At 62.4% G+C, this 23469-nt stretch carries 22 protein-coding genes and 1 tRNA gene; 19 read left to right on the top strand and 4 right to left on the bottom strand.

What is annotated here, in order from left to right:
- Nucleotides 1–51: 51 nt before the first annotated feature.
- On the bottom strand, nucleotides 52–699 hold the full coding sequence (locus B058_RS0106650; RefSeq protein WP_245539272.1) for a retropepsin-like aspartic protease family protein: 648 nt from the start codon (nucleotides 697–699) through the stop codon (nucleotides 52–54).
- Between the two features lies 1 nt (nucleotide 700).
- On the opposite strand from B058_RS0106650, the gene B058_RS0106645 reads away from it, so the two are divergent.
- The 10 genes from B058_RS0106645 to B058_RS0106600 all read left to right on the top strand — a co-directional run bounded on the left by B058_RS0106645 (nucleotide 701) and on the right by B058_RS0106600 (nucleotide 10873).
- The gene (locus B058_RS0106645; protein WP_018507697.1) at nucleotides 701–1411 is read left to right on the top strand and encodes a type 1 glutamine amidotransferase; all 711 of its coding nucleotides are present in this window, start codon (nucleotides 701–703) and stop codon (nucleotides 1409–1411) included.
- A gap of 122 nt (nucleotides 1412–1533) precedes the next feature.
- On the top strand, nucleotides 1534–1947 hold the full coding sequence (locus B058_RS0106640) for a hypothetical protein (protein WP_018507696.1): 414 nt from the start codon (nucleotides 1534–1536) through the stop codon (nucleotides 1945–1947).
- A 165-nt stretch (nucleotides 1948–2112) separates the two neighbouring features.
- Nucleotides 2113–3321: a sulfate adenylyltransferase gene (sat, locus tag B058_RS0106635; protein ID WP_018507695.1), complete on the top strand. Its 1209-nt coding sequence runs from the start codon at nucleotides 2113–2115 to the stop codon at nucleotides 3319–3321.
- Between the two features lie 182 nt (nucleotides 3322–3503).
- Nucleotides 3504–3977, top strand: a complete 474-nt coding sequence (gene aprB, locus B058_RS0106630) for an adenylyl-sulfate reductase subunit beta (RefSeq protein ID WP_018507694.1) — start codon at nucleotides 3504–3506, stop codon at nucleotides 3975–3977.
- Nucleotides 3978–3998: 21 nt separating this feature from the next.
- Nucleotides 3999–6020: an adenylyl-sulfate reductase subunit alpha gene (gene aprA / locus B058_RS0106625; RefSeq protein WP_018507693.1), complete on the top strand. Its 2022-nt coding sequence runs from the start codon at nucleotides 3999–4001 to the stop codon at nucleotides 6018–6020.
- 240 nt (nucleotides 6021–6260) lie between these two features.
- Nucleotides 6261–7172: a YkgJ family cysteine cluster protein gene (locus B058_RS0106620; RefSeq protein ID WP_018507692.1), complete on the top strand. Its 912-nt coding sequence runs from the start codon at nucleotides 6261–6263 to the stop codon at nucleotides 7170–7172.
- A gap of 8 nt (nucleotides 7173–7180) precedes the next feature.
- The gene (locus tag B058_RS0106615) at nucleotides 7181–7657 is read left to right on the top strand and encodes a DUF4124 domain-containing protein (protein WP_018507691.1); all 477 of its coding nucleotides are present in this window, start codon (nucleotides 7181–7183) and stop codon (nucleotides 7655–7657) included.
- A gap of 14 nt (nucleotides 7658–7671) precedes the next feature.
- Nucleotides 7672–8484 carry a CbbQ/NirQ/NorQ/GpvN family protein gene (locus B058_RS0106610; RefSeq protein WP_018507690.1) on the top strand — a complete coding sequence of 271 codons (813 nt, stop codon included), beginning with the start codon at nucleotides 7672–7674 and terminating at the stop codon, nucleotides 8482–8484.
- Entirely contained in the window at nucleotides 8484–10604 is a 2121-nt protein-coding gene (locus B058_RS0106605) for a nitric oxide reductase activation protein NorD (protein ID WP_018507689.1), read from the top strand. Before B058_RS0106610 ends, B058_RS0106605 begins: the two co-directional genes overlap by 1 nt.
- Nucleotides 10601–10873, top strand: a complete 273-nt coding sequence (locus tag B058_RS0106600) for a hypothetical protein (protein ID WP_018507688.1) — start codon at nucleotides 10601–10603, stop codon at nucleotides 10871–10873. Before B058_RS0106605 ends, B058_RS0106600 begins: the two co-directional genes overlap by 4 nt.
- Here the strand turns inward: B058_RS0106600 and cgtA are convergent.
- The 3 genes from cgtA to rplU all read right to left on the bottom strand — a co-directional run bounded on the left by cgtA (nucleotide 10870) and on the right by rplU (nucleotide 12617).
- Nucleotides 10870–11934 (bottom strand): Obg family GTPase CgtA, encoded by a 1065-nt coding sequence (gene cgtA / locus B058_RS0106595; RefSeq protein ID WP_018507687.1) that lies wholly within the window; start codon nucleotides 11932–11934, stop codon nucleotides 10870–10872. The genes B058_RS0106600 and cgtA overlap by 4 nt on opposite strands.
- A 95-nt stretch (nucleotides 11935–12029) precedes the next feature.
- On the bottom strand, nucleotides 12030–12293 hold the full coding sequence (rpmA, locus tag B058_RS0106590) for a 50S ribosomal protein L27 (protein WP_018507686.1): 264 nt from the start codon (nucleotides 12291–12293) through the stop codon (nucleotides 12030–12032).
- A 12-nt stretch (nucleotides 12294–12305) separates the two neighbouring features.
- Nucleotides 12306–12617 (bottom strand): 50S ribosomal protein L21, encoded by a 312-nt coding sequence (rplU, locus tag B058_RS0106585; RefSeq protein WP_018078920.1) that lies wholly within the window; start codon nucleotides 12615–12617, stop codon nucleotides 12306–12308.
- Between the two features lie 170 nt (nucleotides 12618–12787).
- Here rplU and ispB point away from each other — a divergent pair, with 170 nt between their 5' ends.
- From ispB to metG, 9 genes are all read left to right on the top strand, one after another.
- Complete coding sequence (gene ispB, locus B058_RS0106580) at nucleotides 12788–13756, top strand: octaprenyl diphosphate synthase (protein ID WP_018507685.1); 969 nt, start codon at nucleotides 12788–12790, stop codon at nucleotides 13754–13756.
- 74 nt (nucleotides 13757–13830) lie between these two features.
- Nucleotides 13831–13907: transfer RNA gene (locus B058_RS0106575), tRNA-Pro, on the top strand.
- A 248-nt stretch (nucleotides 13908–14155) separates the two neighbouring features.
- Nucleotides 14156–14758: a TetR/AcrR family transcriptional regulator gene (locus B058_RS16555; protein WP_081616746.1), complete on the top strand. Its 603-nt coding sequence runs from the start codon at nucleotides 14156–14158 to the stop codon at nucleotides 14756–14758.
- On the top strand, nucleotides 14755–15849 hold the full coding sequence (locus tag B058_RS16550) for an efflux RND transporter periplasmic adaptor subunit (RefSeq protein ID WP_051082047.1): 1095 nt from the start codon (nucleotides 14755–14757) through the stop codon (nucleotides 15847–15849). Before B058_RS16555 ends, B058_RS16550 begins: the two co-directional genes overlap by 4 nt.
- 1 nt (nucleotide 15850) lies before the next feature.
- The gene (locus tag B058_RS0106560) at nucleotides 15851–18952 is read left to right on the top strand and encodes an efflux RND transporter permease subunit (RefSeq protein WP_018507682.1); all 3102 of its coding nucleotides are present in this window, start codon (nucleotides 15851–15853) and stop codon (nucleotides 18950–18952) included.
- Nucleotides 18945–20357, top strand: a complete 1413-nt coding sequence (locus B058_RS0106555) for an efflux transporter outer membrane subunit (protein WP_245539271.1) — start codon at nucleotides 18945–18947, stop codon at nucleotides 20355–20357. Before B058_RS0106560 ends, B058_RS0106555 begins: the two co-directional genes overlap by 8 nt.
- Nucleotides 20358–20448: 91 nt before the next feature.
- Nucleotides 20449–20700 carry a CDGSH iron-sulfur domain-containing protein gene (locus B058_RS0106550; RefSeq protein WP_018507680.1) on the top strand — a complete coding sequence of 84 codons (252 nt, stop codon included), beginning with the start codon at nucleotides 20449–20451 and terminating at the stop codon, nucleotides 20698–20700.
- 16 nt (nucleotides 20701–20716) lie between these two features.
- The gene (locus B058_RS0106545; RefSeq protein ID WP_018507679.1) at nucleotides 20717–21319 is read left to right on the top strand and encodes a DUF924 family protein; all 603 of its coding nucleotides are present in this window, start codon (nucleotides 20717–20719) and stop codon (nucleotides 21317–21319) included.
- A gap of 67 nt (nucleotides 21320–21386) precedes the next feature.
- Nucleotides 21387–23465: a methionine--tRNA ligase gene (gene metG, locus B058_RS0106540; protein ID WP_026240708.1), complete on the top strand. Its 2079-nt coding sequence runs from the start codon at nucleotides 21387–21389 to the stop codon at nucleotides 23463–23465.
- Nucleotides 23466–23469: the final 4 nt, after the last annotated feature.

The raw sequence follows: 23469 nt of genomic DNA, 5'->3' as shown, positions 1-23469 counted from the left end.
CAAAACAAAAGGCCTGCAATGCAGGCCTTTTGTTTTGATGCCTACGAATAATCAGTAACGCTGCGTCAGCGTCATCGTCTGGCCATCGCGCTTCATTTCCATCCGGTTCAGAAAGCTCATCCCCAGCAACGGCATGTTCAGACCGGTTTCCACCACCATCCCGTCCACCTGGTTAACCGAGATCCCACCGACCTTGACCGTATTGAACTTGACGCGCCACGCAGGCACCACACCCGCCGCCGTCCCCACGCCGACCGCCTGGCCCGACCGGTAGTCGAGTCCGATACGCTTGGCCTCGGTTGCACTGATGGCGATGGCGGTAGCACCCGTATCGACCAGAAAAGTCATCGGATATCCGTTGAGCGCGCCTGCCGCCGCAAAATGACCACGCGCGTCGGCCGTGAGGGAAATGCTCGGGCGGCTGTCCGTCGCCGTCCCGCCCGCGAACGACTGGCCCATGCCCAGAGTCCGGCGCTTGCCCTCAATATCGAAGCTGGCGCTGTCGGAATCCGCAGAGACCAGTTTCACGCCCTGGACCATTTGCCCCGCGCTGAGGGTGCGCGGTTTTCCGCCATCGATGCTGACGATCGCCTTGTCCTTGAACAGGCCCACCACCGATATGCTTGTTGACCATGCGGTTGTGCAGGCCAGCCCGCCAGCAGCTATCATCATCGCGACTGTTTTTTTCCTGAGAGACATCATGCGTCCTGTTCTGGTTTTCCGTCATTCGCCTACCGAGGGGCCGGGGTATTTCACCACATTCCTGGATCGTCACGGCATTCCCTGGCAACTGGTGCGTATCGACGCTGGCGACAGCGTGCCTGAAAACCTTAACGGCGCTTCAGGCGTCTGCTTGATGGGCGGCCCGATGAGCGTCAACGACGATCTGCCCTGGATCCCGCCCCTGCTGGCGCTGATCCGCCAGGCGGTCGCATCGGACATTCCGGTGATCGGCCATTGCCTGGGCGGCCAGCTTATGTCGAAAGCGCTGGGCGGCACGGTCGGCGCCAATCCGGTCAAGGAAATCGGCTGGGGCGACGTTCGCATCACCGATGCCGACGCCGCGCGCTCCTGGCTGGGCGACACCACGCAGCCCATGCTGGCGTTTCACTGGCACGGCGAAACTTTCAGCCTGCCGCCAGGCGCCACGCGTCTTCTCGACAGCGCCTTCTGCGCCAACCAGGCCTATGTGCTCAACGACCGCCATATCGGCATGCAATGCCATGTCGAAATGACGCCCGAACTCATCGCCAGCTGGTGCGACAACGGCGCCGCCGAAATCGCCGCCAGCGACAGTCCCGGCGTGCAGTCGCCCGATGTGATCCAGGCGGATTTGCTCGCCCGCACCGCCCGTCTGCATGAACTGGCGGACAAAATTTATTCCCGCTGGATTCAAGGGCTTAGAAAATAATCGCAAGACCGTCCCGGGAAGACGCTGGACAGCCGCATCGCGCGGCGTAGGATAGGCGGCGGAGTCATATCCAGTCTTACAGCATCACCCGAATACCTGAAACAGGAAATATTGGAGGATTTATGCAGAACGTGGATTACGCCAATTTCGATTTCGGCGAGCGCCTGAACGGTTTCATCAACGAAGTGATGAATTTCGGCGGCGCGCCGCGAACCGAGGCCGACCTCACTGAAGGCCAGAAGGTCTTCGTCCGCGCAGTCAAGCGCGAAATGGTCAAATATGCCGACCCCAACCGCCACGGCTACCCGCATAACCTGCTGGAGCAGATGGAATCCTTCACCCGCACCGTCGGCGACCTGCATAACTCCTACTTCGATTCGGGCATGCGCAAGGTCAGCGATTGTCTCTACAACCGCTGGAAGATGCTTTACGAAGAGACCAAAAAACTGGCCGCGGCCGGCGGCGACACCAAACCCGCCTGGGTCGACGTCATCAAGACCGAGCAAACCGACATGCCTGCCTTTTTTGACGCATAACGATTTGTTTTTGAATGAAAAAGCCCGGATTATCCGGGCTTTTTCATTTTCGCGATTAATATCAAACCTGCTTATCCTCAAATAAAAATAAAGGATTATTCAGGCGCCACCCCCAGTGCTATCCTGCCCAGACTCTAATACCCCCATAAAGTCTGAGGAGACAGCATGTCCAAACTGGTACGCCCCCATGGCGGCGGTGAACTCAAACCCCTGCTACTGACGGGCGACGCACTCGCCGCCGAAAAAGCCCGCGCAGCCTCGTTACCCAAGCTCAAGATGAGCTCGCGCGAAACCGGCGACCTCATCATGATGGGTATCGGCGGCTTCACCCCGCTGGACGGATTCATGACCAAGTCCGACTGGCAGGGCGTGTGCGACGGCTACAAGATGGCGAACGGCCTGTTCTGGCCCATCCCCGTCACCCTGTCGACCGACGACGAGTCCATCAAGGACGGCGACGAGATCGCGCTGGTCGACGGTGAATCTGGCGAGATCATGGGCACCATGAAGGTGACCGACAAATACACCATCGACAAGGCTCACGAGTGCATGCAGGTCTACAAGACCACCGACCTCGAGCACCCCGGCGTCAAGATGGTCATGGCACAGGGCAAGTACAACCTGGCCGGTCCGGTCAAGGTCCTGTCCACCGGCACCTTCAAGGAAGAATACGGCGATCAGTTCATGACCCCGGCCGAGACCCGTGCCAAGTTCGAGCAGATGGGCTGGAGCAAGATCGCTGCCTTCCAGACCCGCAACCCGATGCACCGCTCGCACGAATACCTGGCCAAGATCGCCATCGAGACCATGGACGGCGTGCTGGTCCACTCCCTGCTGGGCGCACTGAAGCCGGGCGACATCCCCGCCGAAGTGCGTTCCGAAGCCATCAGCGTGCTGGTCGAAAACTACTTCGCCCCCAATACCGTCATCCAGGCCGGCTATCCGCTGGACATGCGGTATGCCGGTCCGCGCGAAGCCCTGCTGCATGCCCTGTTCCGCCAGAACTACGGCTGCTCGCACCTGATCGTCGGTCGCGACCACGCCGGCGTCGGCGACTACTACGGCCCGTTCGACGCCCAGAAGATCTTCGACGAAATCCCGAAGGGCTCTCTGGAAACCGTCAACATGAACATCGACTGGACCTTCTGGTGCAAGAAATGCGGCGGCATGGCCTCGCAGCGCACCTGCCCGCACACCAAGGACGATCGCATCCTGTTGTCCGGTACCAAGGTCCGTTCGATGCTGTCCGAAGGCCAGGATCTCCCAGTCGAATTCAGCCGCCCGGAAGTCGCGAAGGTACTGCAGAAGTACTACGCCGGACTCTCGGCCGAACAAAACGTCAAGATCGAATTGAAAGGCCATTCGGCCGCATGATTTTCCTGTCCGGCAGCGATGCCGGAGGGGTATGCCCTGATCGCAGCAGATGCCGGCAGGGTAAGGGTTTTAGGACACGAGCCTACCGGAAGCGGATTCGCGAGACGCCCCGGCCAAGGACGGGTTCAGTTCTAAGCGGACCGCGACGTACGCGGATTGTTAGCTAACTTTAGGAGACTGTAATGCCAACCTATGTTCGTACCGACAAGTGCGACGGCTGCAAGGGTCAGGACAAGACCGCTTGCATGTACATCTGCCCGCACGACCTGATGAAACTGGACAAGGACGGTTCGGAAACCGGCCACGCCATGCGCGCATTCAATCAGGAACCCGAGCAGTGCTGGGAGTGTTATTCCTGCGTCAAGATCTGCCCGCAACAGGCAATCGAAGTCCGCCACTATGCCGACGTCGTGCCGCTGGGCGGCATGGTTCAGCCCCTGCGTGGATCCGACTCCATCATGTGGACCATCAAGTTCCGCAACGGTACGTTGAAGCGCTTCAAATTCCCGATCCGCACCACACCCGAAGGCTCGATCGATCCCTACGGCAACAAACCCATGCCGAAAATGGCTGATATCGAGGCCACGGGTTCGTTCACCCGGGACATGATGGGCGGTTACCGTGCAGGCAACCCTGCCGAACTGATTCGTAAGTAATAACTTAAAGAGGTAAACGAAATGGCTGGAGAATTTGGTAATCCCGAAGTTGTCCAGGAGGAAGTGGACGTCCTCCTGATCGGCGGTGGCATGGCATGCTGCGGCGCCGGTTACGAAATCATGCGCTGGGCTGACGCCGCCAAGACCGAGCTGGGCATCGACCTGAAGATCAAGCTGGTCGACAAGGCGGCTATGGACCGCTCCGGCGCCGTGGCGCAGGGTCTGTCTGCAATCAACACCTACATCGGCTCCGAGCAGGATCCCGCCGATTACGCCCGCATGGTCTCCAACGACCTGATGGGCATCACGCGCGACGACCTCGCCTACGATCTGGGCCGGAACGTGGATGATTCCGTGCACCTGTTCGAGGAGTGGGGCCTGCCGATCTGGAAGACCGACGAGAACGGTGAGCGTCATGACGGTGCCCAGGGCCTGCCCACGCTGAAGGATGGCGGCAAGCCCGTGCGCTCCGGCAAATGGCAGATCATGATCAACGGCGAATCCTACAAATGGATCGTTGCCGAAGCCACCAAAAAAGCACTCGGCATGGATCGCATCGAAGAGCGCATCTTCATCGTCAAGCTGGTCAATGACAAAAACGATCCCAGCCGCATCGCCGGTGCGGTCGGATTCTCGACCCGTGATCATAAAGTGGTCGTGTACAAGGCCAAGGCCATTCTGCTGGCTGCCGGGGGTTGCGTGAACATCTTCCGTCCGCGCTCCGTCGGTGAAGGTACCGGCCGCGCATGGTATCCGGTGTGGAACGCAGGTTCGACCTATGCGATGGCAGCCGAAGCCGGCGCCGAACTGACCATGATGGAAAATCGCTTCGTGCCCGCCCGCTTCAAGGACGGCTACGGCCCGGTCGGCGCCTGGTTCCTCCTGTTCAAGGCCCAAGCTGTCAACGCCTACGGCGAAGTCTACATGCAGAAGAACAAGGAGTTGCTGAACGACTACCCCCCCTACGGCCAGGCGGCCGTGCCGGCATCGTGCCTGCGTAACCACCTGATGTTGAAGGAAATGAAGGAAGGCCGCGGCCCCATCTACATGGACACCGTGACAGCCCTTGCCAAACTGCGTGAAACGCTGACCCCGCGCGAAGTGAAGCACCTCGAAGCCGAAGCCTGGGAAGATTTCCTAGACATGTGCGTCGGCCAGTGCGGCATCTGGGTGGGTGAGAACGTCGAACCGGAGAAGAAAAACTCCGAACTGATGCCGACCGAGCCCTACCTCCTGGGTAGCCACTCCGGCTGCTGCGGCATCTGGGTGTCGGGTCCGACCGATCTGGGCGCGCCGACTGACGAAGCGCACGCGGACAAGGACAAGATTCCGGCCCACCTGCCGAAAGGCTGGAGCTGGGGCTACCGTTCGATGACCACGGTCAAGGGCCTGTTCACCGCCGGTGACGGCGTGGGCGCCTCCGGCCACAAGTTCTCCTCGGGCTCTCACGCTGAAGGCCGCATGTGTGCCAAGTCCATGGTCAAGTACTGCATCGACAACAAGGATTGGAAACCCGAACTCGACACCTCCGTCGAGCAGCTGGTGGAAGACATTTACAAGCCGGTGCGCACCTTCCTGGAGCACAAGGACTACACCACGGCGATCGACGTCAACCCTAACTACATCACACCCAAGATGGCGCAGTTCCGTCTGCAGAAGATCATGGACGAGTATGTTGCCGGTGTTGCGACTTACTACACCACCAATGCCAACATGCTGGGCGTGGCTGAAGAGAAGCTGAACATGCTGAAGGAAGACGCGGAGAAGATGCGTGCGAAAGACCTGCACGAACTGCTGCGTGCGTGGGAAAACTACCATCGCATCCTGACGGCCGAAGCCCACATGAAGCACATCCAGTTCCGCGAGGAAAGCCGTTACCCCGGCTTCTACTACCGCATGGACAAGAACTTTGTCGATGAGGAAAACTGGCACTGCTTCGTGAACTCGGTCTACGACAAGAACTCCAAACAGTGGAACTGCTTCAAGCGCGCCCACGTGGATCTGGTCGACAAGTCCAAGCTGTTCAAGCCCGCTGCTCATTGATTCATTGAGTCGGCTGTAAACTCCGGGCGCCCTCGAGGCGCCCGGTTTTTTGGGCGCCACCTGAATTGGCTCAGCGGCCCAGTTTTTTGGACGACGCCTTGCCATTACAGCGCGCCCGTTTTCTTCAAATAGCTAAAACTGCAAGACCAACAAGGTTTAGCATCCAGCCGAAAGCGCGTAACCTTGCGCTTTCGTGTGTGTGTTACAGATGTGGGGCACGGCCCCGGAAGGTAGTGTGAAATGAACGAAAATGAATTCAAGGACTTGATCGAAGACTCCCCCTTCGCCGGCAACCCGGTCAAACCCATCATGCTGGCGGAAAACGCGACGCTGCAATTCCGCTGCCATCGCGACGTCAAGTGCTGGAATGCCTGTTGCAGCAACATCGACATTCCGCTGACGCCCTACGACATCCTGCGCCTGAAAAAGCGTCTGGACATGTCGTCTGGCGAGTTTCTCAATCAGTATTCGGTGCCGTTCGAGATGGACAAGGACGGCATGCCCGGCGTCAAGCTGAAGCCGATCGAGGGCGGCACCGCCTGCCAGTTCATGACCCCGGAAGGCTGCGGCGTCTATGAAGACCGTCCGACCGCCTGCCGCTACTATCCGGTCGCCTTGCTGACGATGCGCCGCTCGGATGAATATATCGATCGCAGCGCCTACGCAATGGTGAGAGAACCGCATTGTCTCGGCCATCTCGAAGACAAGACGCAGACCATCGAGCAATATCGTGCCGAACAGGGTGTGGCCGAATACGACGAGAAGGCGCATGCCTGGCGGCAACTGGTGGTCAAACGTAAATCGGCCGGCCCCGCTATCGGCAAGCCCACCCCCATTTCCAACCAGTTGTTTTTCATGGCGAGCTACGATATCGACCGCTTCCGCGCCTTCGTTATGAGCCCAAGCTTCAACGACACCTACGACATCCCTGTCGACGTCATGGCGCTGCTGATCGCCGACGACGAGGCCCTGCTCGACTTCGGCCTGAATTTCCTGCGCCATACCCTGTTCGGCGAAAAATTCGTCGACGAGCGGCCGGATGCCTACGAAAAGCGCCTGGCCCGCCACCGTGCCCTGGCCGAGCAGCAGAAAGAGGCCGATTTCCAGCAGAAGATGGCGCTGGAGGATGACAAATACTCGGGCGAGCATTGATTCCACCGATGCGAAGCCTGATTGGACTGACAGGGGTGCTCGTGCTGACGCTTGCTTCCTATGCGGAAGCTGCCACGCTCAACAAATGCATTGATGCCAAGGGGGAAGTCACGTATTCCAACCTCCCCTGCCACAATGCCCGGGAAGTCCATACCGTCGAAATCGATCCCCCTCCGCAGTCCGACCCTGTGCAAGCACTGTCTGCTCAGCCAGCTACTGTTCCATCAGCCAAGCCTGCCGCCACCAAGCTGAAGTCCCCCGCCAAAGAGCCTGCACCGATTCGCCTCGAAACCCGGCACGCCAGCGCACCCCCGCCCTCACGGACATCGGCGAGCAAATGCGACGCACTGACCAACAAGCTTGGGCAAGTGTTCGACAAGATGGACCAGGCGCGCCGCAAAGGGTATACGCAGAAGCAAATGGACGCGTGGAACCTGCAAGTCAAAGAGCTCGAACGCAAAAAGCAGCTGTCCGGCTGCTTCTGAAAGCCCCTCCGACCATGAATGCCCGTACCCTCGACCCTGCCCACCACCTCATCGAAAAAGAGCCCTACTACGAGGCCGTCGGGGAGGAAATCCAGTTGTTCGAGGCCGCCTACCGGCAACAGATACCGGTACTGTTGAAAGGCCCCACCGGCTGCGGCAAGACGCGCTTCATGGAGCATATGGCATGGCGATTGAAGCGTCCGCTCATCACGGTCTCGTGCCACGATGACCTCACCGCCTCCGACCTGGTTGGCCGCTACCTGGTCAAAGGCGGTGAAACCGTATGGGTCGACGGCCCACTCACCCGCGCGGTACGTTGCGGCGGCATCTGCTACCTGGATGAAATCGTCGAGGCACGCAAGGACACCATGGTGGTGATCCATCCGCTGGCCGACGACCGCCGTACCCTGCCAATGGAAAAACTCGGGCAGGTCGTCGAAGCCCCCCCCGAGTTCTGCCTGGCCATTTCCTACAATCCCGGTTATCAGAGCGTGCTGAAGGACCTCAAGCAATCGACCCGGCAGCGCTTCGTCGCACTCGAATTCGACTACCCGTCGGCCGCGCTCGAACGGCGCATCGTCGCCAGCGAATCCGGCGTATCCGACGCCATCGCCGACAACCTCGTCCGTTTCGCGCAGATGACGCGCAATCTCAAGGGCAGCGGGCTTGAGGAAGGCGCGTCCACGCGGCTACTGGTGCATGCGGGGAAGCTGATCGCTGACGGCGTGAGTCCGGTCACCGCCTGCAAAGCCGCCGTCGCCCAGGCGGTCACCGACGACGCCGACATGCTCAAAGCGATCCAGGAGCTGTCCTCCTCCATCTTCTGATGGCACAGCAACAACTGACAACAGCCGAGATGGAGGCCAGCCTCCACATCTGGCTGGACACCGAATTCACCTATTTCAAGGTCGAGCAGCTCGCAGCCGAACTCGCCACGCTGACGCGCGACGAGCAGGATTTCATCCTCGGCTGGATACGCCGCATCGCTTCCACCCATATCACGCTAGCCTGGCAATTCGGCCGCCGCGCGCCGGCTCTGCTGTCGCGCATGGAGCGGCGCCTGCTGGAGGCATGGGCGGTGCACACCTGCGATGTATTCGACCGTACGGGCCTGCAGACCGCGCTCAGGGTGATGGAGGAAGTCGACAGCTTCGACGAGACCCAGCACCGGAACGATGCGGCCGGCGCACTGTTCGATGACATCTCCCCCATCCTGGGGACTTTCGTCTGCGGCCTCTCGGGGCGACGCTTGCACATCGAGGAGGGCGACGACGCCTGGACCGATGGCGAACGGATCGTATTGCCACCGCTGATCGCCGCGTTGCCGGACCTCGACGACAACTTCCAGCTGGCCAAGATCACCGTCGCACTGCTGTGGGCACAAACCCGTTACGGCACCTTGCGCGCCGACCTCGCTGGCGTCGCTGCGAGATATGCCGATCCGGAGCGCGCGCTCGCCCGACTGTATGCATTGGAAACCCTGCGCCTGAGCGCGCGCATCGCTCGCGAACTGCCCGGCCTGTACCGGCAGATGCAGCGCCTGCGCGCACAGCTCGATCCTGCATTGCCGCCGACCTGGCAGCGGTTCGAGGCCAGGCTTGCCGCCGACCAGGCCACGCTGGACGACAGCCTGGCCCTGCTCGATGCTGCGTACGAGGATACCGACTGCCCGCAATGGAGCGATCAGGGTTGCCTGCGGCCGGATGCCATTGCCGCCGCCCGGGCGGCCCGGCTGGACAAGGAGAAAGCGCGACTGCGCATCAAGCTGGCCGAACTGCTGGAGGAACACACGGCCGCGCAGCCCGACCCGCCCTCCGCTGCTGAAACACCGCCTGAGCTGAATGTGACGCCGCGCGATGAAAACGGCCTGCTCGACTTCGAGGTCACCCTCGACGACGCCCCGATCGCGCCGCCCGACGGCGTCAAACAGCTGCTGACCTCGGTCTATCTCGATTTCGGCGAGATCCCGCCGGACTACCTGACCCCTGCAGGTGACGGTGAATACGACCCCAACCTCGTCTTCGACCAGCCCGAGGATCCCGATGCCGTGTGGCACGGCACCTATCACGAGAAGGGTGCCGAGTTGTATCCCGAGTGGGACCACGGCCGCCAGCATTACCGCAAGAACTGGTGCGTCATGCGGGAAAAGACCGTCACCCCGGCCTACGACGACTTCTACCGCGACACGCTCGACAAATACGCCGGCGTGGTCAAGCACCTGCGCCGGAAATTCGAAGCGCTGCGCGACGAGAACCGGATCGAAAAGCGACAGGTCCAGGGCGACGAGATCGACATCGATGCGTTGATCGAAGCCCTCGCCGATGCGAAGGATGGCAGCGAAATGAGCGACCGCCTGTTCGTGCGCCTGCATCGTGCCGAACGCAACATCGCCGTGGCCTTCCTGGTCGACATGAGCGGCTCGACCAAGGGCTGGATCAACGAGGCCGAGCGCGAAGCGCTGATCCTGCTGTGCGAGGCGCTGGAACTGCTGGGCGACCGATATGCGATCTACGGATTTTCCGGCACCACGCGCAAGCGCTGCGAACTGTTTCGCATCAAGACCTTTGACGAGCGCTACGACGGCGAGGTGAAGGCGCGCATCTCCGGCATCCGCCCGCAGGAATACACCCGCATGGGCTTTGCCCTGCGCCACATGACCAAGCTGCTGAATCAGGTCGAGGCGAAAACCCGCGTACTGGTCACGCTCTCGGACGGCCGTCCGGACGATTATTTCGACGTCTACCGCGGCCAGTACGGCATCGAGGACACCCGCATGGCGCTGCTGGAGGCGGCACGCACCGGCATCCATCCCTTCTGCATCACGCTCGATCGCGACGCACGCGACTACCTGCCGCACATGTACGGCGCAGCGCGTTACATCATTCTGGATGACGTGCGACAATTACCAGTGAAAGTCACCGACATCTACCGCCGCATCACGACATGAGCCTCGACGAACTGAAAGTGGGATTCTTCTACAGCAACGGCGCATACGGCCGCACCTGGGGCGTGCGTCAGCTCGCCCAAATCGCCACCGATACCGCAACCGGCGAAACGGTCTACCACTTCAAAGGCGTCGCCGGCACCTGTCGCCGCAAGAAGGGGCATTGCAGCCCGCTGGAATTTGCGCGCTGGGCCAAATACCAAGTGGCACTACTGGAGAACGACTGGAAACGTGTGGGCGGCGACGCGCCCGCCGACCTGCTAGGCGATTAATCGGCAGCGGGTTCCACCGGGACGTGGGTCGCCGTCTCGGCAGGTACGCGCGCCTGCGTTCCCAGATACTCCATCACCGCATAGGTCAGCGCGCTGCAGCCGGTTCCGTCGAGTGCCGAAATCACGAACACCGGGCCTGTCCAGCCATAGTCGGCGACAAATTTCGCCACCACCGCCTCGCGCTCGGCCTCGTCCACCATATCGATCTTGTTCAGCACCAGCCAGCGCGGTTTGTCATGGAGCTGCTGGTCGTACTTGCGCAACTCCTCGACGATGGCACGCGCTTCGTGAACCGGGTCGCCGGCTTCCCAGCGCGGCGAGATGTCGACCAGATGCAACAGCAGATGCGTGCGTTGCAGATGGCGCAGGAACTGGTGTCCCAGCCCGGCACCTTCCGCCGCACCTTCGATCAGACCGGGAATGTCGGCGATGACGAAGCTGCGCTCGCTGTCGACCCGCACCACGCCCAGATTGGGGGCCAGCGTGGTGAACGGATAATCAGCCACCTTGGGACGCGCCGCCGACACCGCGCGAATGAAGGTCGATTTTCCCGCGTTGGGCATCCCCAGCAGGCCTACATCCGCCAATACCTTCAGCTCCAGCGCCAGTTCCCATTCCTCGCCCGGCTCGCCCAGCGTGTGCTGGCGCGGTGCGCGGTTGATGCTGGATTTGAAATGCAGGTTGCCGAGGCCGCCCTTGCCGCCCTTGGCCAGGCACACCCGCTGGCCGTTCTCTGCCAGGTCGGCCACCACTTCGCCGCTATTGATATCTGTGAACACCGTGCCCACCGGCACGCGGATGGTCAGGTCCTCGCCGCCCTTGCCGTAGCACTGCGCACCGCGTCCGCTCTCGCCATTCTGCGCCTTGAAATTGCGCTTGAAGCGGAACTCGACCAGCGTGTTGATATTGCAGTCCGCCACCGCATACACGCTGCCGCCACGGCCGCCGTCGCCGCCATCCGGCCCGCCCTTTGGGATGTATTTTTCACGGCGAAACGATGCGCTGCCGTCGCCGCCCTTGCCCGCCAGCACCTGGATTTTCGCTTCGTCGATGAATTTCATAGTGGAGTGATCCTAATTAACCCCGCACAAACAAAAAAGCCCCATCCGGCGGACAGGGCTTTTTGGCGAACGAGTCGGACTCAGTTCAAATCGACTCAGGCTGCGACCGGCTCGATGCGAACGACACGGCGACGGGCAGCGCCTTTGACCTCGAACTTGACCGTGCCGTCGGCCTTGGCGAACAAGGTGTGGTCCTTGCCGATACCGACGTTGTCGCCAGGATGAAACTGGGTACCGCGCTGACGCACGATGATGTTGCCAGCCAGAACCAGTTCGCCGCCGTAGCGCTTCACGCCCAGACGCTTCGACTCCGAATCGCGACCGTTACGCGAACTGCCGCCTGCTTTCTTGTGTGCCATATTATGTACTCCTTATGCGGTGATGCCGCCGATTTGCACTTCGGTGAAGTACTGGCGATGGCCCTGGCTCTTGCGATAGTGCTTGCGGCGGCGCATCTTGAAAATCTTGATCTTGTCGCCGCGTGCCTGGTTCAGCACGGTGGCCGTGACCGTGGCGCCACGCAGCATGGGGGCGCCCATCTTGATGTCGGCGCCGTCGCCCACCATCAGGACCTGGTCAAAGGTGATCTCGCTGCCGATCTCGGCCTCGAGCTTTTCGATTTTAAGTTTGTCGCCGGCGCTCACGCGGTATTGCTTGCCGCCGGTTTTGATGACTGCGTACATGGGGGGTCTCCAACCAATACGAACCCAGGAAAGCGCGAGATTTTAGCGGCGAACCCATAGCAAGTCAAACGATTTGACGCGCGCCATGCATGATTATCCCAGCGCAAGCGATGAAAAACCACGGACAGACTGCTACCATTGCAGGATTTTCCCAACAACCAGCCCCTATCGTGTCCCTGGAGAGCCTGCAATCCTTTCTGGCCGACGACATGCGCGCCGTCGATCATGTCATCCGCCAAAGCCTGTATTCCGACGTGGTGCTGATCCGCCAGGTTTCCGAGTACATCATCAACAGCGGCGGCAAACGCCTGCGGCCGGCCCTGGTCCTGCTGTCGGCCGGCTGTTTCAATTATTCGGGGCGCGCACACCACGAGCTCGCCGCAGTGGTCGAGTTCATCCACACTGCCACGCTGCTGCACGACGACGTCGTCGACGAATCCGAATTGCGACGCGGCCGCGAAACCGCCAATGCACTCTTCGGTAATGCTGCCAGCGTGCTGGTCGGCGATTTCCTGTACTCGCGCGCCTTTCAGATGATGGTGGCCGTCGACAACATGGAAGTCATGCGCATCCTGTCCGACGCCACCAACACCATCGCCGAAGGCGAAGTGCTGCAGTTGCTCAACTGCCACGACCCTGACATCGACGAAGAGAATTACTTGCGCGTCATCCGCTACAAGACCGCCAAGCTGTTCGAGGCCGCAGGCCGGCTGGGCGCCGTCATCGGCGGAGGAAGCGAAGCGGAAAAAGAGGCGCTGGCACGCTACGGCATGCATCTGGGCACCGCATTCCAGCTGATCGACGACGTGCTGGACTACTCCGGCGATTTCCTCAAGACCGGCAAGAACATCGGCGACGATCTCGCCGAAGGCAAACCCACCCTGCCGCTGCTGTATGCGATGAAGCATGGCACGGCGGAACAGGCCGCCAGTATTCGCCAGGCGATCGAACACGGTGGACTGACCGAGTTCCAGAGCGTGCTCGCTGCAATCAAGGACACGCGCGCTCTGTACTACACTCGCGAAGTCGCGCAGCAGGAAATTCAAACGGCAAATAATGCAATTTCTGCATTACCGGATTCAAAATCCAAATCAGCTTTGCTACAATTAGCGGCTTTCGCGGTTGACCGTAGTTTCTGACCGCGTAGTTTTTTGATTTCCCGGTAGTCTTCAAAAAGGGAACTGGACGCCAGTCCGGCACCCGCCATCTGCCTCGGGGTGTAGCTCAGCCTGGTAGAGTACTGCGTTCGGGACGCAGGAGTCGGAGGTTCGAATCCTCTCACCCCGACCATCGGTCATTCCATCTCCATGTTCGACTGCGCCAGCGTCTAAAGCCTGTATCGCCAGCCGGCGGAACCGGCTAACGCGCTTCGCCCAATTCGGCTGACGGGACATTCCCGTTCCGGTATCGCCCTGCAAAACAAAACGGGCATACCCCCCTGATACTCACCGCACTTCCCTCGAACCGGAGCACATTCGGCCCTTGCGCGCGTTCCGGCAGACAGATAGACTGCCCAGTCTATTTTTGAATGGATCGGCATGTCTCCTGAGCTTGACCCTCCTCACGGCCCCCGCGAACGCTTGCTGGCCGCTGCCTGCGAAGCCTTCCGCGAAGAGGGCTATCAGGTCAGCATCGACCGCATCGCTGCCCGCGCGCAGGTCGCGCGGCAGACGCTGTACAACCACTTCCATAGCAAGGACGCGCTGTTCGGCGAAGTGGTGCGCCATTCCATCCAGTCGGTGCTGGTGACCCTGGACGGGGACGGCGACGTACTGGCCACGCTGCTGGCCTTTGGCGACGCCTATCGCGTACGCCTGTTGAGCCCCGAGGGACTCGCGATCTTTCGCACCATGGTGGCGGAGGCCCCGCGTTTTCCGGAACTGGCGAAGCAGTTCTTTCGCCAGGGCCCATACACCACCCGCAAGCGCCTCGCCAAGTATCTGGCCCAGGCCATGGAGGCGGGCGAATTGCGGAAGGACGATCCCGATTTCGCCGCCGAGATGCTGACCGCCGCGCTGATCGATTTGGATCGCTTGCGCGGGCTCATCAATTTACAGACCGATTTGCTCAAGCCCACGAAAACGGCGCAGGTAGTGGATTGCTTCCTGCGCGCCTTTGCCCCTGAAAAGGACACACCATGAAACGCTTTGCTCTTCTTGTTGTTCTGCCGCTACTCGCCGCCTGCGGCCCCGATGGCAAGTCAGCGCCGGAGGCGGGCGGCCCGCCGGGGGGGATGCCGCCGCCGGAAGTGGCCGTGGTCCAGGTGGGAAGCAAGGCCGCCACGCTCACCCAGGAACTGCCGGGCCGCGTGGAAGCCGTGCGCACCGCGCAGGTCCGGGCCCGCGTCGAGGGCATCGTGGAAAAGCGCCTGTTCACGGAAGGCAGCGACGTGCGCGCCGGCCAACCGTTGTTCCGGCTGGATGACCGCACCTACCGTACTGCCGCGCAGGCGGCGGAAGCCGACGTGGATGTGAAACGGCTCAATCTGAGCCGTGTGGAGTCGCTCCTGCCCATCAAGGCGGTCAGCCAACAGGAAGTGGATCTGGCCCGTGCCGCACTGAAACAGTCCGAAGCCCAACTCGCGCGTGCCCGCCTCGATCTGGAGAACACCACGGTGCCCGCCCCCATCTCCGGCCACATCGGCCGCACCGTGGTGACCGAAGGCGCGCTGGTTGGCCGGAACGACGCCACCCTGCTCGCCACCATCGAGCAACTCGAGCCGGTCAACGTGTTGTTCACCCAGCCCAACGCCGATGTATTGCGCCTGAAAAGCGCGCTCGCCGCCGGCCAGTTGAAGGCAACGGACAGCCGCATCGTGGAACTCATTCTGGAAAACGGCCAGCCCTATCCCTACAAGGGCCGGCTCTTCTTCAGCGACATGAGCGTGGACCCCAGTACCGGCGCCGTCACGCTGAAAGCGGAATTCCCCAATCCGAAACGCCTGCTGCTGCCGGGCACTTTCGTGCGGGTACGGCTGCCCCAGGCCGTCGCGGAAAACGTGATTACCGTGCCACAACGCGCGGTGATGTCCGGCCCCCAGGGCCAGTTCGTCCTGCTGGTGGGACCGGAAAACAAGGTGATGCCGCGACCGCTGAAAGTCGGCGCCATGTCAGGGACCGATTTCGTTGTCGAAGACGGTCTCAAGGACGGCGAGACCCTGATCGTTGACGGCGTGCAGAAGGCCAAGCCGGGCTCGGTGGTGAAACCCGTCCTCCAGAAACAGGGCAACTGACATGGCACGTTTCTTCATCCACCGGCCCATCTTCGCCTGGGTCATCGCCATCCTGATCCTGCTGGTCGGGGGCATTGCGCTGAAAAACCTGCCGGTGGCGCAGTATCCCCCGGTGGCCGCGCCGCAGATCGCGTTCAACGTGACCTATCCCGGCGCATCCGCCCAGGTGGTCGAGGACACGGTCATCAAGCTGATCGAACAGCAGATGAACGGCATCGAGCACCTCCTCTACATGGAGGCGTCGTCCGAGTTGGGCGCCGGCACCCTGACACTGACCTTCGAGCCGGGTACCAACGTCGACATTTCCTCGGTGGAGGCACAGAACCGTTACAAGCGCGTCGAAGCGCGCCTGCCGGAAGACGTGCGGCGGCTCGGCGTGCCGGTGACCAAGCCGCAGCGCAACTACCTGATGTTCGTCGCCATCTTCTCCAAGGACGGCAAGCGCAACGCAACCGACCTCAGCAGCTACGCCGCCGCCAACGTGCTGGACCCCCTGCTGCGGGTCCCCGGCGTCGGCGAAGCCATCCTGTTCGGCAGCGAATACTCCATGCGCATCTGGCTCAAGCCCGAGCAGCTCACCGCGTACGGGCTCACCCCGGCGGACGTGAAGACGGCCCTGCAGGCGCAGAACGTGCAGCTCGCGACCGGCGAACTGAACCAGGCGCCGGCCTCGGCCGGTGCGCAGGTGAACGCCGTGATCGTGACGCGCGGACGCCTCAAGACCCCCGAGGAATTCGGCAACGTCGTGGTGCGCGCCTTGCCCAACGGCGCCACCGTCAAGGTCAAGGACGTGGCGCGCGTGGAACTCGGCGCCGAAAGCTACGATCGTTACGCCCGCATGAACGGCCAGCCGATCGCCGCCATCGCCATCCGTGTCGCGCCGGGCGCCAATGCACTCGACGTCGCCAAATCGGTGAAGTCGCGCATGGCGGAACTCGCCCGCTTCTTCCCCGAGGGTGTCGACTGGGCGGTCCCCTACGACACCTCGCGCTTCGTGGAAATCTCGATTTTCGAGGTGGTGAAGACTCTCGGCGAGGCCATGATCCTGGTGTTCATCGTGATGTACGTGTTCCTCGGACACTGGCGCACCACGCTGATCCCGGCCGTCGTGGTGCCAGTGGCGCTGGCGGGTGCGACCGCAGGCCTGTATGCCTTCGGCTTTTCCATCAACGTGTTAACCCTGTTCGCCATGGTGCTGGCGATCGGGGTGCTGGTGGATGACGCCATCGTGGTGGTGGAAAACGTCGAGCGCATCATGCGCGAGGAACGCCTGTCGCCGCTGGCTGCCACCGTCAAGGCGATGGACCAGATCCTCGGCGCGATCCTCGGCATCTCCGTGGTGCTGTCCGCGGTATTCATGCCGATGCTGTTCTTCGGCGGCTCCGTCGGCGCCATCTATCGCCAGTTCGCCGCCACCCTGATTCTCACCATGGCGTTCTCCGTGCTGATGGCGCTGTCGCTCACGCCCGCCATGTGCGCAACGCTCCTCAAGCCGGGCGAAGCGGAGGAAGACGAGAAACGCGGATTCAACCGTTTCTTCGGCAAGGTCACCACGCGCTATCACGGCCTCACGGCGCGCATCCTTGCCCGTAGTAGCCGCTGGATGGTGATCTATCTCGCGATCGTGGTCGCCGCCGGCTGGCTGTTCGCCAAGCTGCCCGGCAGCTTTCTGCCGGACGAAGATCAGGGCTATTTCATCACCCTGGTGCAACTGCCGGGCGGCGCCACCCAGGAACGCACGGTGAAGGTGCTTTCCCAGGTGGAACAGTTCTACCTGAAACAACCGGAAGTGGAACGGGTCATCGGCGTGGTGGGCTTTTCCTTCTTCGGCCGCGGGCAGAACGCGGCGCTCGTCTTCACCCGGCTCAAGGACTGGGACGAGCGCAAGGGGCCGGAACATTCCGCACAGGGCGTCATTGGCCGGGCCATGGGGAATTTCATGCGCATCAAGGAAGCCGTGATCTTTGCGGTAAACCCGCCGCCCATCCCCGAGCTGGGCGCGGTCGGCGGTTTCGATTTCCGCCTGCTGGACCGCGCTGGACAAGGACGCGAAGCACTCATGGACGTGCGCAACATGGTGTTGGGCATGGCCGGCCAGGACAAGCGGTTGACCGGCGTACGACCTGAAGGCCAGGAGCCCGGACCCCAGGTCTTCCTCAACATCGACCGCGAGAAGGCCCAGGCGCTGCAGATCGACATGGCCACTCTCAACGACACCCTGAGTTCGGCCATCGGCGTGTCCTACGTCAACGACTTCGTGCGCGATGGTCGCATTCTCCGCGTGCAGATGCAGGCGGATGCGGACCTGCGCAAGACGCCCGACGACCTGCTGAAACTGCCGGTACGGAACCGTCTCGGCGATATCGTGCTGCTGGGAGAAATCGCGAAGCCCAAATGGATCGTGGGCCTCCCCAAGCTCGATCGCTACAACGGCAATCCCTCGATGAAAATCGCCGGCACGTCCGCGCCCGGACATTCCACCGGCGAAGCGATGCAGGCCATGGAAGATATCGCCGCGAAACTGCCGCCAGGTTTCGGCTTCGCATGGTCGGGCACCTCGTTCGAGGAACGGCTTGCCGGAACCCAGGCACCCATCCTCTTCGCCTTGTCGCTGCTGGTGGTGTTTCTCGCCCTGGCAGCACTGTACGAGAGCTGGGCCATTCCCTTTTCGGTGATCCTGGTCGTGCCGCTGGGCATCCTCGGGGCCGTGCTGGCCGTATACCTGCGCGGCCTGCCCAACGATGTGTTCTTCAAGGTCGGGCTGATCGCCATCATCGGTCTGTCCGCCAAGAACGCCATCCTCATCATCGAGTTCGCCCGCCAGCTGAACGATGAGGGCATGGATCTCGTCTCCGCCACGCTGGAGGCCTGCCGCCTGCGCTTGCGGCCCATCCTCATGACCAGCTTCGCCTTCATCCTGGGCGTGATGCCGCTCGCCATCTCGACCGGCGCCGGTGCGGCCGGCCGTCACGCGGTGGGAACCGGCGTGGTCGGCGGCATGATCGCCGCAACGCTGCTGGCCATTTTCCTGGTACCGGTGTTTTTCGTGGTGATCCGGAAACGCTTCCCCACCAAGCCTCGGGAGGAAACGAAACATGACTGAACACAAATTTAAACCTGGGCACGTGTCCCGCGCATTCCGGGGCGTAATGCTCGTCACGCTGGCATGGCTGACGGGCTGTTCGCAGATCCCGGCCTACCAGCGGCCCGCCGCGCCCGTTCCGCAGCAGTTCGCCGCGGACAGCCCGGCAACGGATGCAACGGCCCTGCCTGACTGGCAGGCCTACTTCCCCGATCCGGCGCTGCATACGCTGATCGAGGCGGCACTCGCCAACAACCGCGACATGCGAATCGCGCTGGCACGCGTCGAGGAGGCGCGCGCCCTGGCGGGCGTCGCCCGGGCCGACCGTTTTCCGACGCTGGAGGCCCAGGCGGATGCCAACCGCACCCGGACACCGGCCGATCTCTCCGGTGTCGGCGTGGCGCGCACCACCAGCCGCTACGACGTTGGCCTGGGCGTGACCGCGTTCGAGCTCGACTTCTGGGGCCGGGTGGCGGCGCTGAACGAGGCCGCCAGAGCCCAGTATCTGGCGAGCGATGAAGCGGCCAGAAGCTTCCGTGTCAGCCTCATCGGCGATGTCGCCGGCACCTGGTATCAGCTTATCGAACTCACCGAACGCACGCAGCTTGCCGACGGCACGCTGAAAACCCGGGAGGAAAGCCTGGCCCTCATCCGCAAGCGGGGCGAGGCCGGTCTGGCGACCGATCTCGACGTGCTGGCTGCCGACAGCCTGGTCGAATCGGTGCGTGCCCAATGGGCGGACTTGAAGCGCCAGCGCGCGCAAACGGAAAACGCCCTGCGCCTGCTGACCGGCATGGCCGTTCCGCTCCCCGAGACCCCCGGAGCAACGAACCAGACGGTTCTGGCGGGGCTGGCGCCCGGCCTGCCCTCGGACGTGCTGTTGCGGCGCCCCGACGTGCGTGCCGCCGAGCAGCGGCTGATCGCCAGCAATGCCAATGTGGGCGTCGCCCGTGCCGCCTTCTTCCCCCGTATCGCGCTGACCGGCAACCTCGGCACCGCCAGCAGCGCCCTGTCCGGCCTGTTCGATGCCGGCAGCCAGGCCTGGCTGTTCCAGCCGATCCTGACGCTGCCCCTGTTCGACGCCGGCCGCAACCGGGCCAATCTGGAAGTGGCGGAAGCGCGCAAGGTGCAGGCGGTGGCCGATTACGAGAAAGCCATCCAGCAGGCGTTCCGCGAAGTCGCCGACGCGTTGGCTGCCCGTACCACCTATGCCGAGCAACTGCGCGCACAGGAAGCCAATCTGCGCGCCATCAATGCCCGGCTCGAACGGGTAAAAGCCCGTGAGCGGGCCGGCATCGCCAATTATCTGGAAGTACTGGATGCCAGCCGCGACGCCTTCAGCACCGAACAGGCGCTGGTCACCTCACGGCTGCAGGTGCTCGGCGCCCAGGTCACGCTCTACAAGGCACTGGGGGGCGGTGCCTGACGGGCCGCGCAACGGAATTGCCCCATGAACCGTACGGATTTGCCGACGGTCAATGCGTCTAGAATGGCGCTTTTCGCTCAGGAGTCAAAGCATGTCCGAACCCGTTGTGTATGACCGCAATCCCGCCGAACTCGAACTCGAACCGGGCGAGTACTGGTGGTGTTCGTGCGGCCGCTCGATGACGCAGCCGTTCTGCGACGGCTCGCACGAAGGCACGGGGCTGGAGCCGATGCCATTCGTCATCGGGGAAAAGACCACGGTTTGGCTGTGCAACTGCAAGCACAGCAAGGACAAGCCGTTCTGCGACGGCAGCCACAACGACCTGCCCGACGACATCTTCTGAACCGACTCAACCCGCCGTGGACGTTCTGCCTGAAAACGTGCTCGACTTCTGGTTCGGCCCCCCCGGCAGCGCGGCCGAAGTCGCCGGACGGAAAAACACGCTGTGGTTCGGAAAATCGCCCGAAAACGACCGGGCGGTGATTGACCGCTTTGCTGCCACGCTGGTCGACGCGACAGCAGGCCGGCTGGACCGCTGGACATCCACTCCGCGCACGCGCCTGGCACTGGTGATCGTGGTCGACCAGTTTCCGCACCATATCCATCGCGACCAGCCACAGGCCTTTGCCACGGATCCCCAGGCACTGGCCTTGAGCCTGGACGCGCTCGCGGCCGGCGAAGACCGGCAGCTTGCACCGATCGAGCGTGTGTTCCTGTATCTGCCGCTGGAACATGCCGAGTCGCTGGCCATGCAGGACCGATCCGTCGCGCTGTATGAAACCCTGGCAAGCGAAGCTGCGGCCGACGAACGCACGCTGTTCGACAATTTCCTGGACTACGCACGCAAGCACCGCGACGTGGTGGCGCGCTTCGGGCGCTTCCCGCATCGCAATGCGATCCTGGGACGTCACTCCTCCGAAGAGGAACTCGAATTCCTCAAGCAGCCCGGCTCGCGTTTTTAGCAGGGCATTGAAGAGCGGCGCGGCCGCTCGCGTTAAAATGGCGGCTTTTGCGCCTTCCGGCCTGTCCATGTCCCGCCAGATCCTCGTCACCTCCGCCCTGCCCTACGCCAACGGCAGCATCCACCTCGGCCATCTGGTCGAATACATCCAGACCGACATCTGGGTGCGCTTCCAGAAGATGCGCGGCCACGACTGCCGCTACATGTGCGCCGACGACACCCACGGCACCGCGATCATGCTGCGCGCGGAAAAGGAAGGCATCACGCCGGAGACGCTGATCGGCCGGGTGTGGGACGAGCACACGCGCGATTTCGCCGGCTTCCACATCGGCTTCGACCATTACTACTCGACGCATTCCGACGAGAACCGCGCGCTGGCATCCAAAATCTACCTGGCACTGAAAGACGCCGGGCTGATCGACGTCAAGACCATCGCCCAGTTGTACGACCCGGTGAAGAACCTGTTCCTGCCCGACCGCTTCATCAAGGGCGAGTGTCCCAAGTGCGGCGCGCTGGATCAGTACGGCGACAACTGCGAGGTGTGCGGCGCCACCTACAGCCCGACCGAGCTGAAGAATCCGGTATCGGCGGTGTCGGGCGCGACGCCGGTGCACAAGGATTCCGAGCACTACTTCTTCAAGCTCGGTGCGTGCGAGGCCTTCCTGCGCGAATGGACGACCTCGGGCACGCTGCAGGCCGAAGCCGCCAACAAGATGCAGGAATGGTTCGCCGCCGGCCTCAACAACTGGGACATCAGCCGCGACGCGCCCTATTTCGGCTTCGAGATTCCCGGCGCGCCCGGCAAGTATTTCTATGTCTGGCTGGACGCGCCGGTGGGCTACATGGCGAGCTTCGCCAAATATGCCGCCGACAACGGTCTCGACTTCAATGCCTGGTGGGGACCTGAGTCGAAGACCGAACTGGTGCATTTCATCGGCAAGGACATCCTGTATTTCCACGCCCTGTTCTGGCCGGCGATGCTGAAGTATTCTGGCCATCGGCTGCCGACTGCGGTGTACGCGCACGGCTTCCTGACGGTGAACGGGCAGAAGATGTCGAAGTCGCGCGGCACCTTCATCACGGCCGAGAGCTACCTCGCGCAAAAGCTCAATCCCGAGTGGCTGCGCTATTACTACGCGGCCAAGCTCAACGGTTCGATGGAGGATATCGACCTCAACCTCGACGACTTCGTCGCGCGGGTGAACTCGGACCTGGTCGGCAAGTTCATCAACATCGCCAGCCGCACGGCCGGCTTCATCCACAAGAACTTCGAAGGCAAGCTTGCCGACGGCGTCGCCAATATCGAACTGATCAACGACTTCCAGGCTGCGGCCGGCACGATCGCCGCGCATTACGAGGCGCGCGACTACGCCAAGGCCTTGCGGGAAATCATGGCGCTGGCCGACCGCGCCAACCAGTATGTCGCCGACGAAAAGCCCTGGGAACTGGCGAAGAAACCCGAGGCGGTCTATCGCCTTCACGAGGTCTGCACGGTGGCGCTGAACTGCTTCCGCCTGCTGACGCTGTACCTGAAGCCGGTGCTGCCGAAACTGGCCGGCGAGGTCGAGGCCTTCCTCGACATTCCGCCGCTGGCCTGGGACGACGCACAAAGCCTGTTCATCCGGCATCGCATCAACGCCTACACCCACCTGATGACCCGTATCGACCCCAAATCCATCGAAGCCATGGTAGACGCCAACAAACAGAACCTCGAACCGACCCCTGCCCCCGCACCGGCACGCCACGCCGAAGCGCAGGCGCACGCCGCCCAACCGGTGTCTGCCGCTGCGGCCGTGGCCGATACGATCAGCATCGACGACTTCGCGAAGATCGACCTGCGCATCGCGCGCATCGCCAATGCCGAGCATGTCGAGGGCGCTGACAAGCTGCTCCGGCTGACGCTCGACCTCGGCGAACTCGGCACGCGCCAGGTGTTCGCCGGCATCAAGTCAGCCTATGCCCCGGAAGCGCTGGTGGGTCGGCTGACGGTGATGGTCGCCAACCTCGCGCCGCGCAAGATGAAGTTTGGCATGAGCGAAGGCATGGTGCTGGCGGCGTCGCACCCTGACGGGCATAAAGGCGACGCGCCCAGCCTCTTCATCCTGTCGCCGGATAGCGGCGCGCAACCGGGCATGAAAGTGAAGTAAGGCC

Source organism: Thiobacillus thioparus DSM 505 (genome assembly GCF_000373385.1).
Classification (GTDB): Bacteria; Pseudomonadota; Gammaproteobacteria; order Burkholderiales; family Thiobacillaceae; genus Thiobacillus; species Thiobacillus thioparus.
This window is presented reverse-complemented; position numbering and strand designations above follow the sequence as displayed.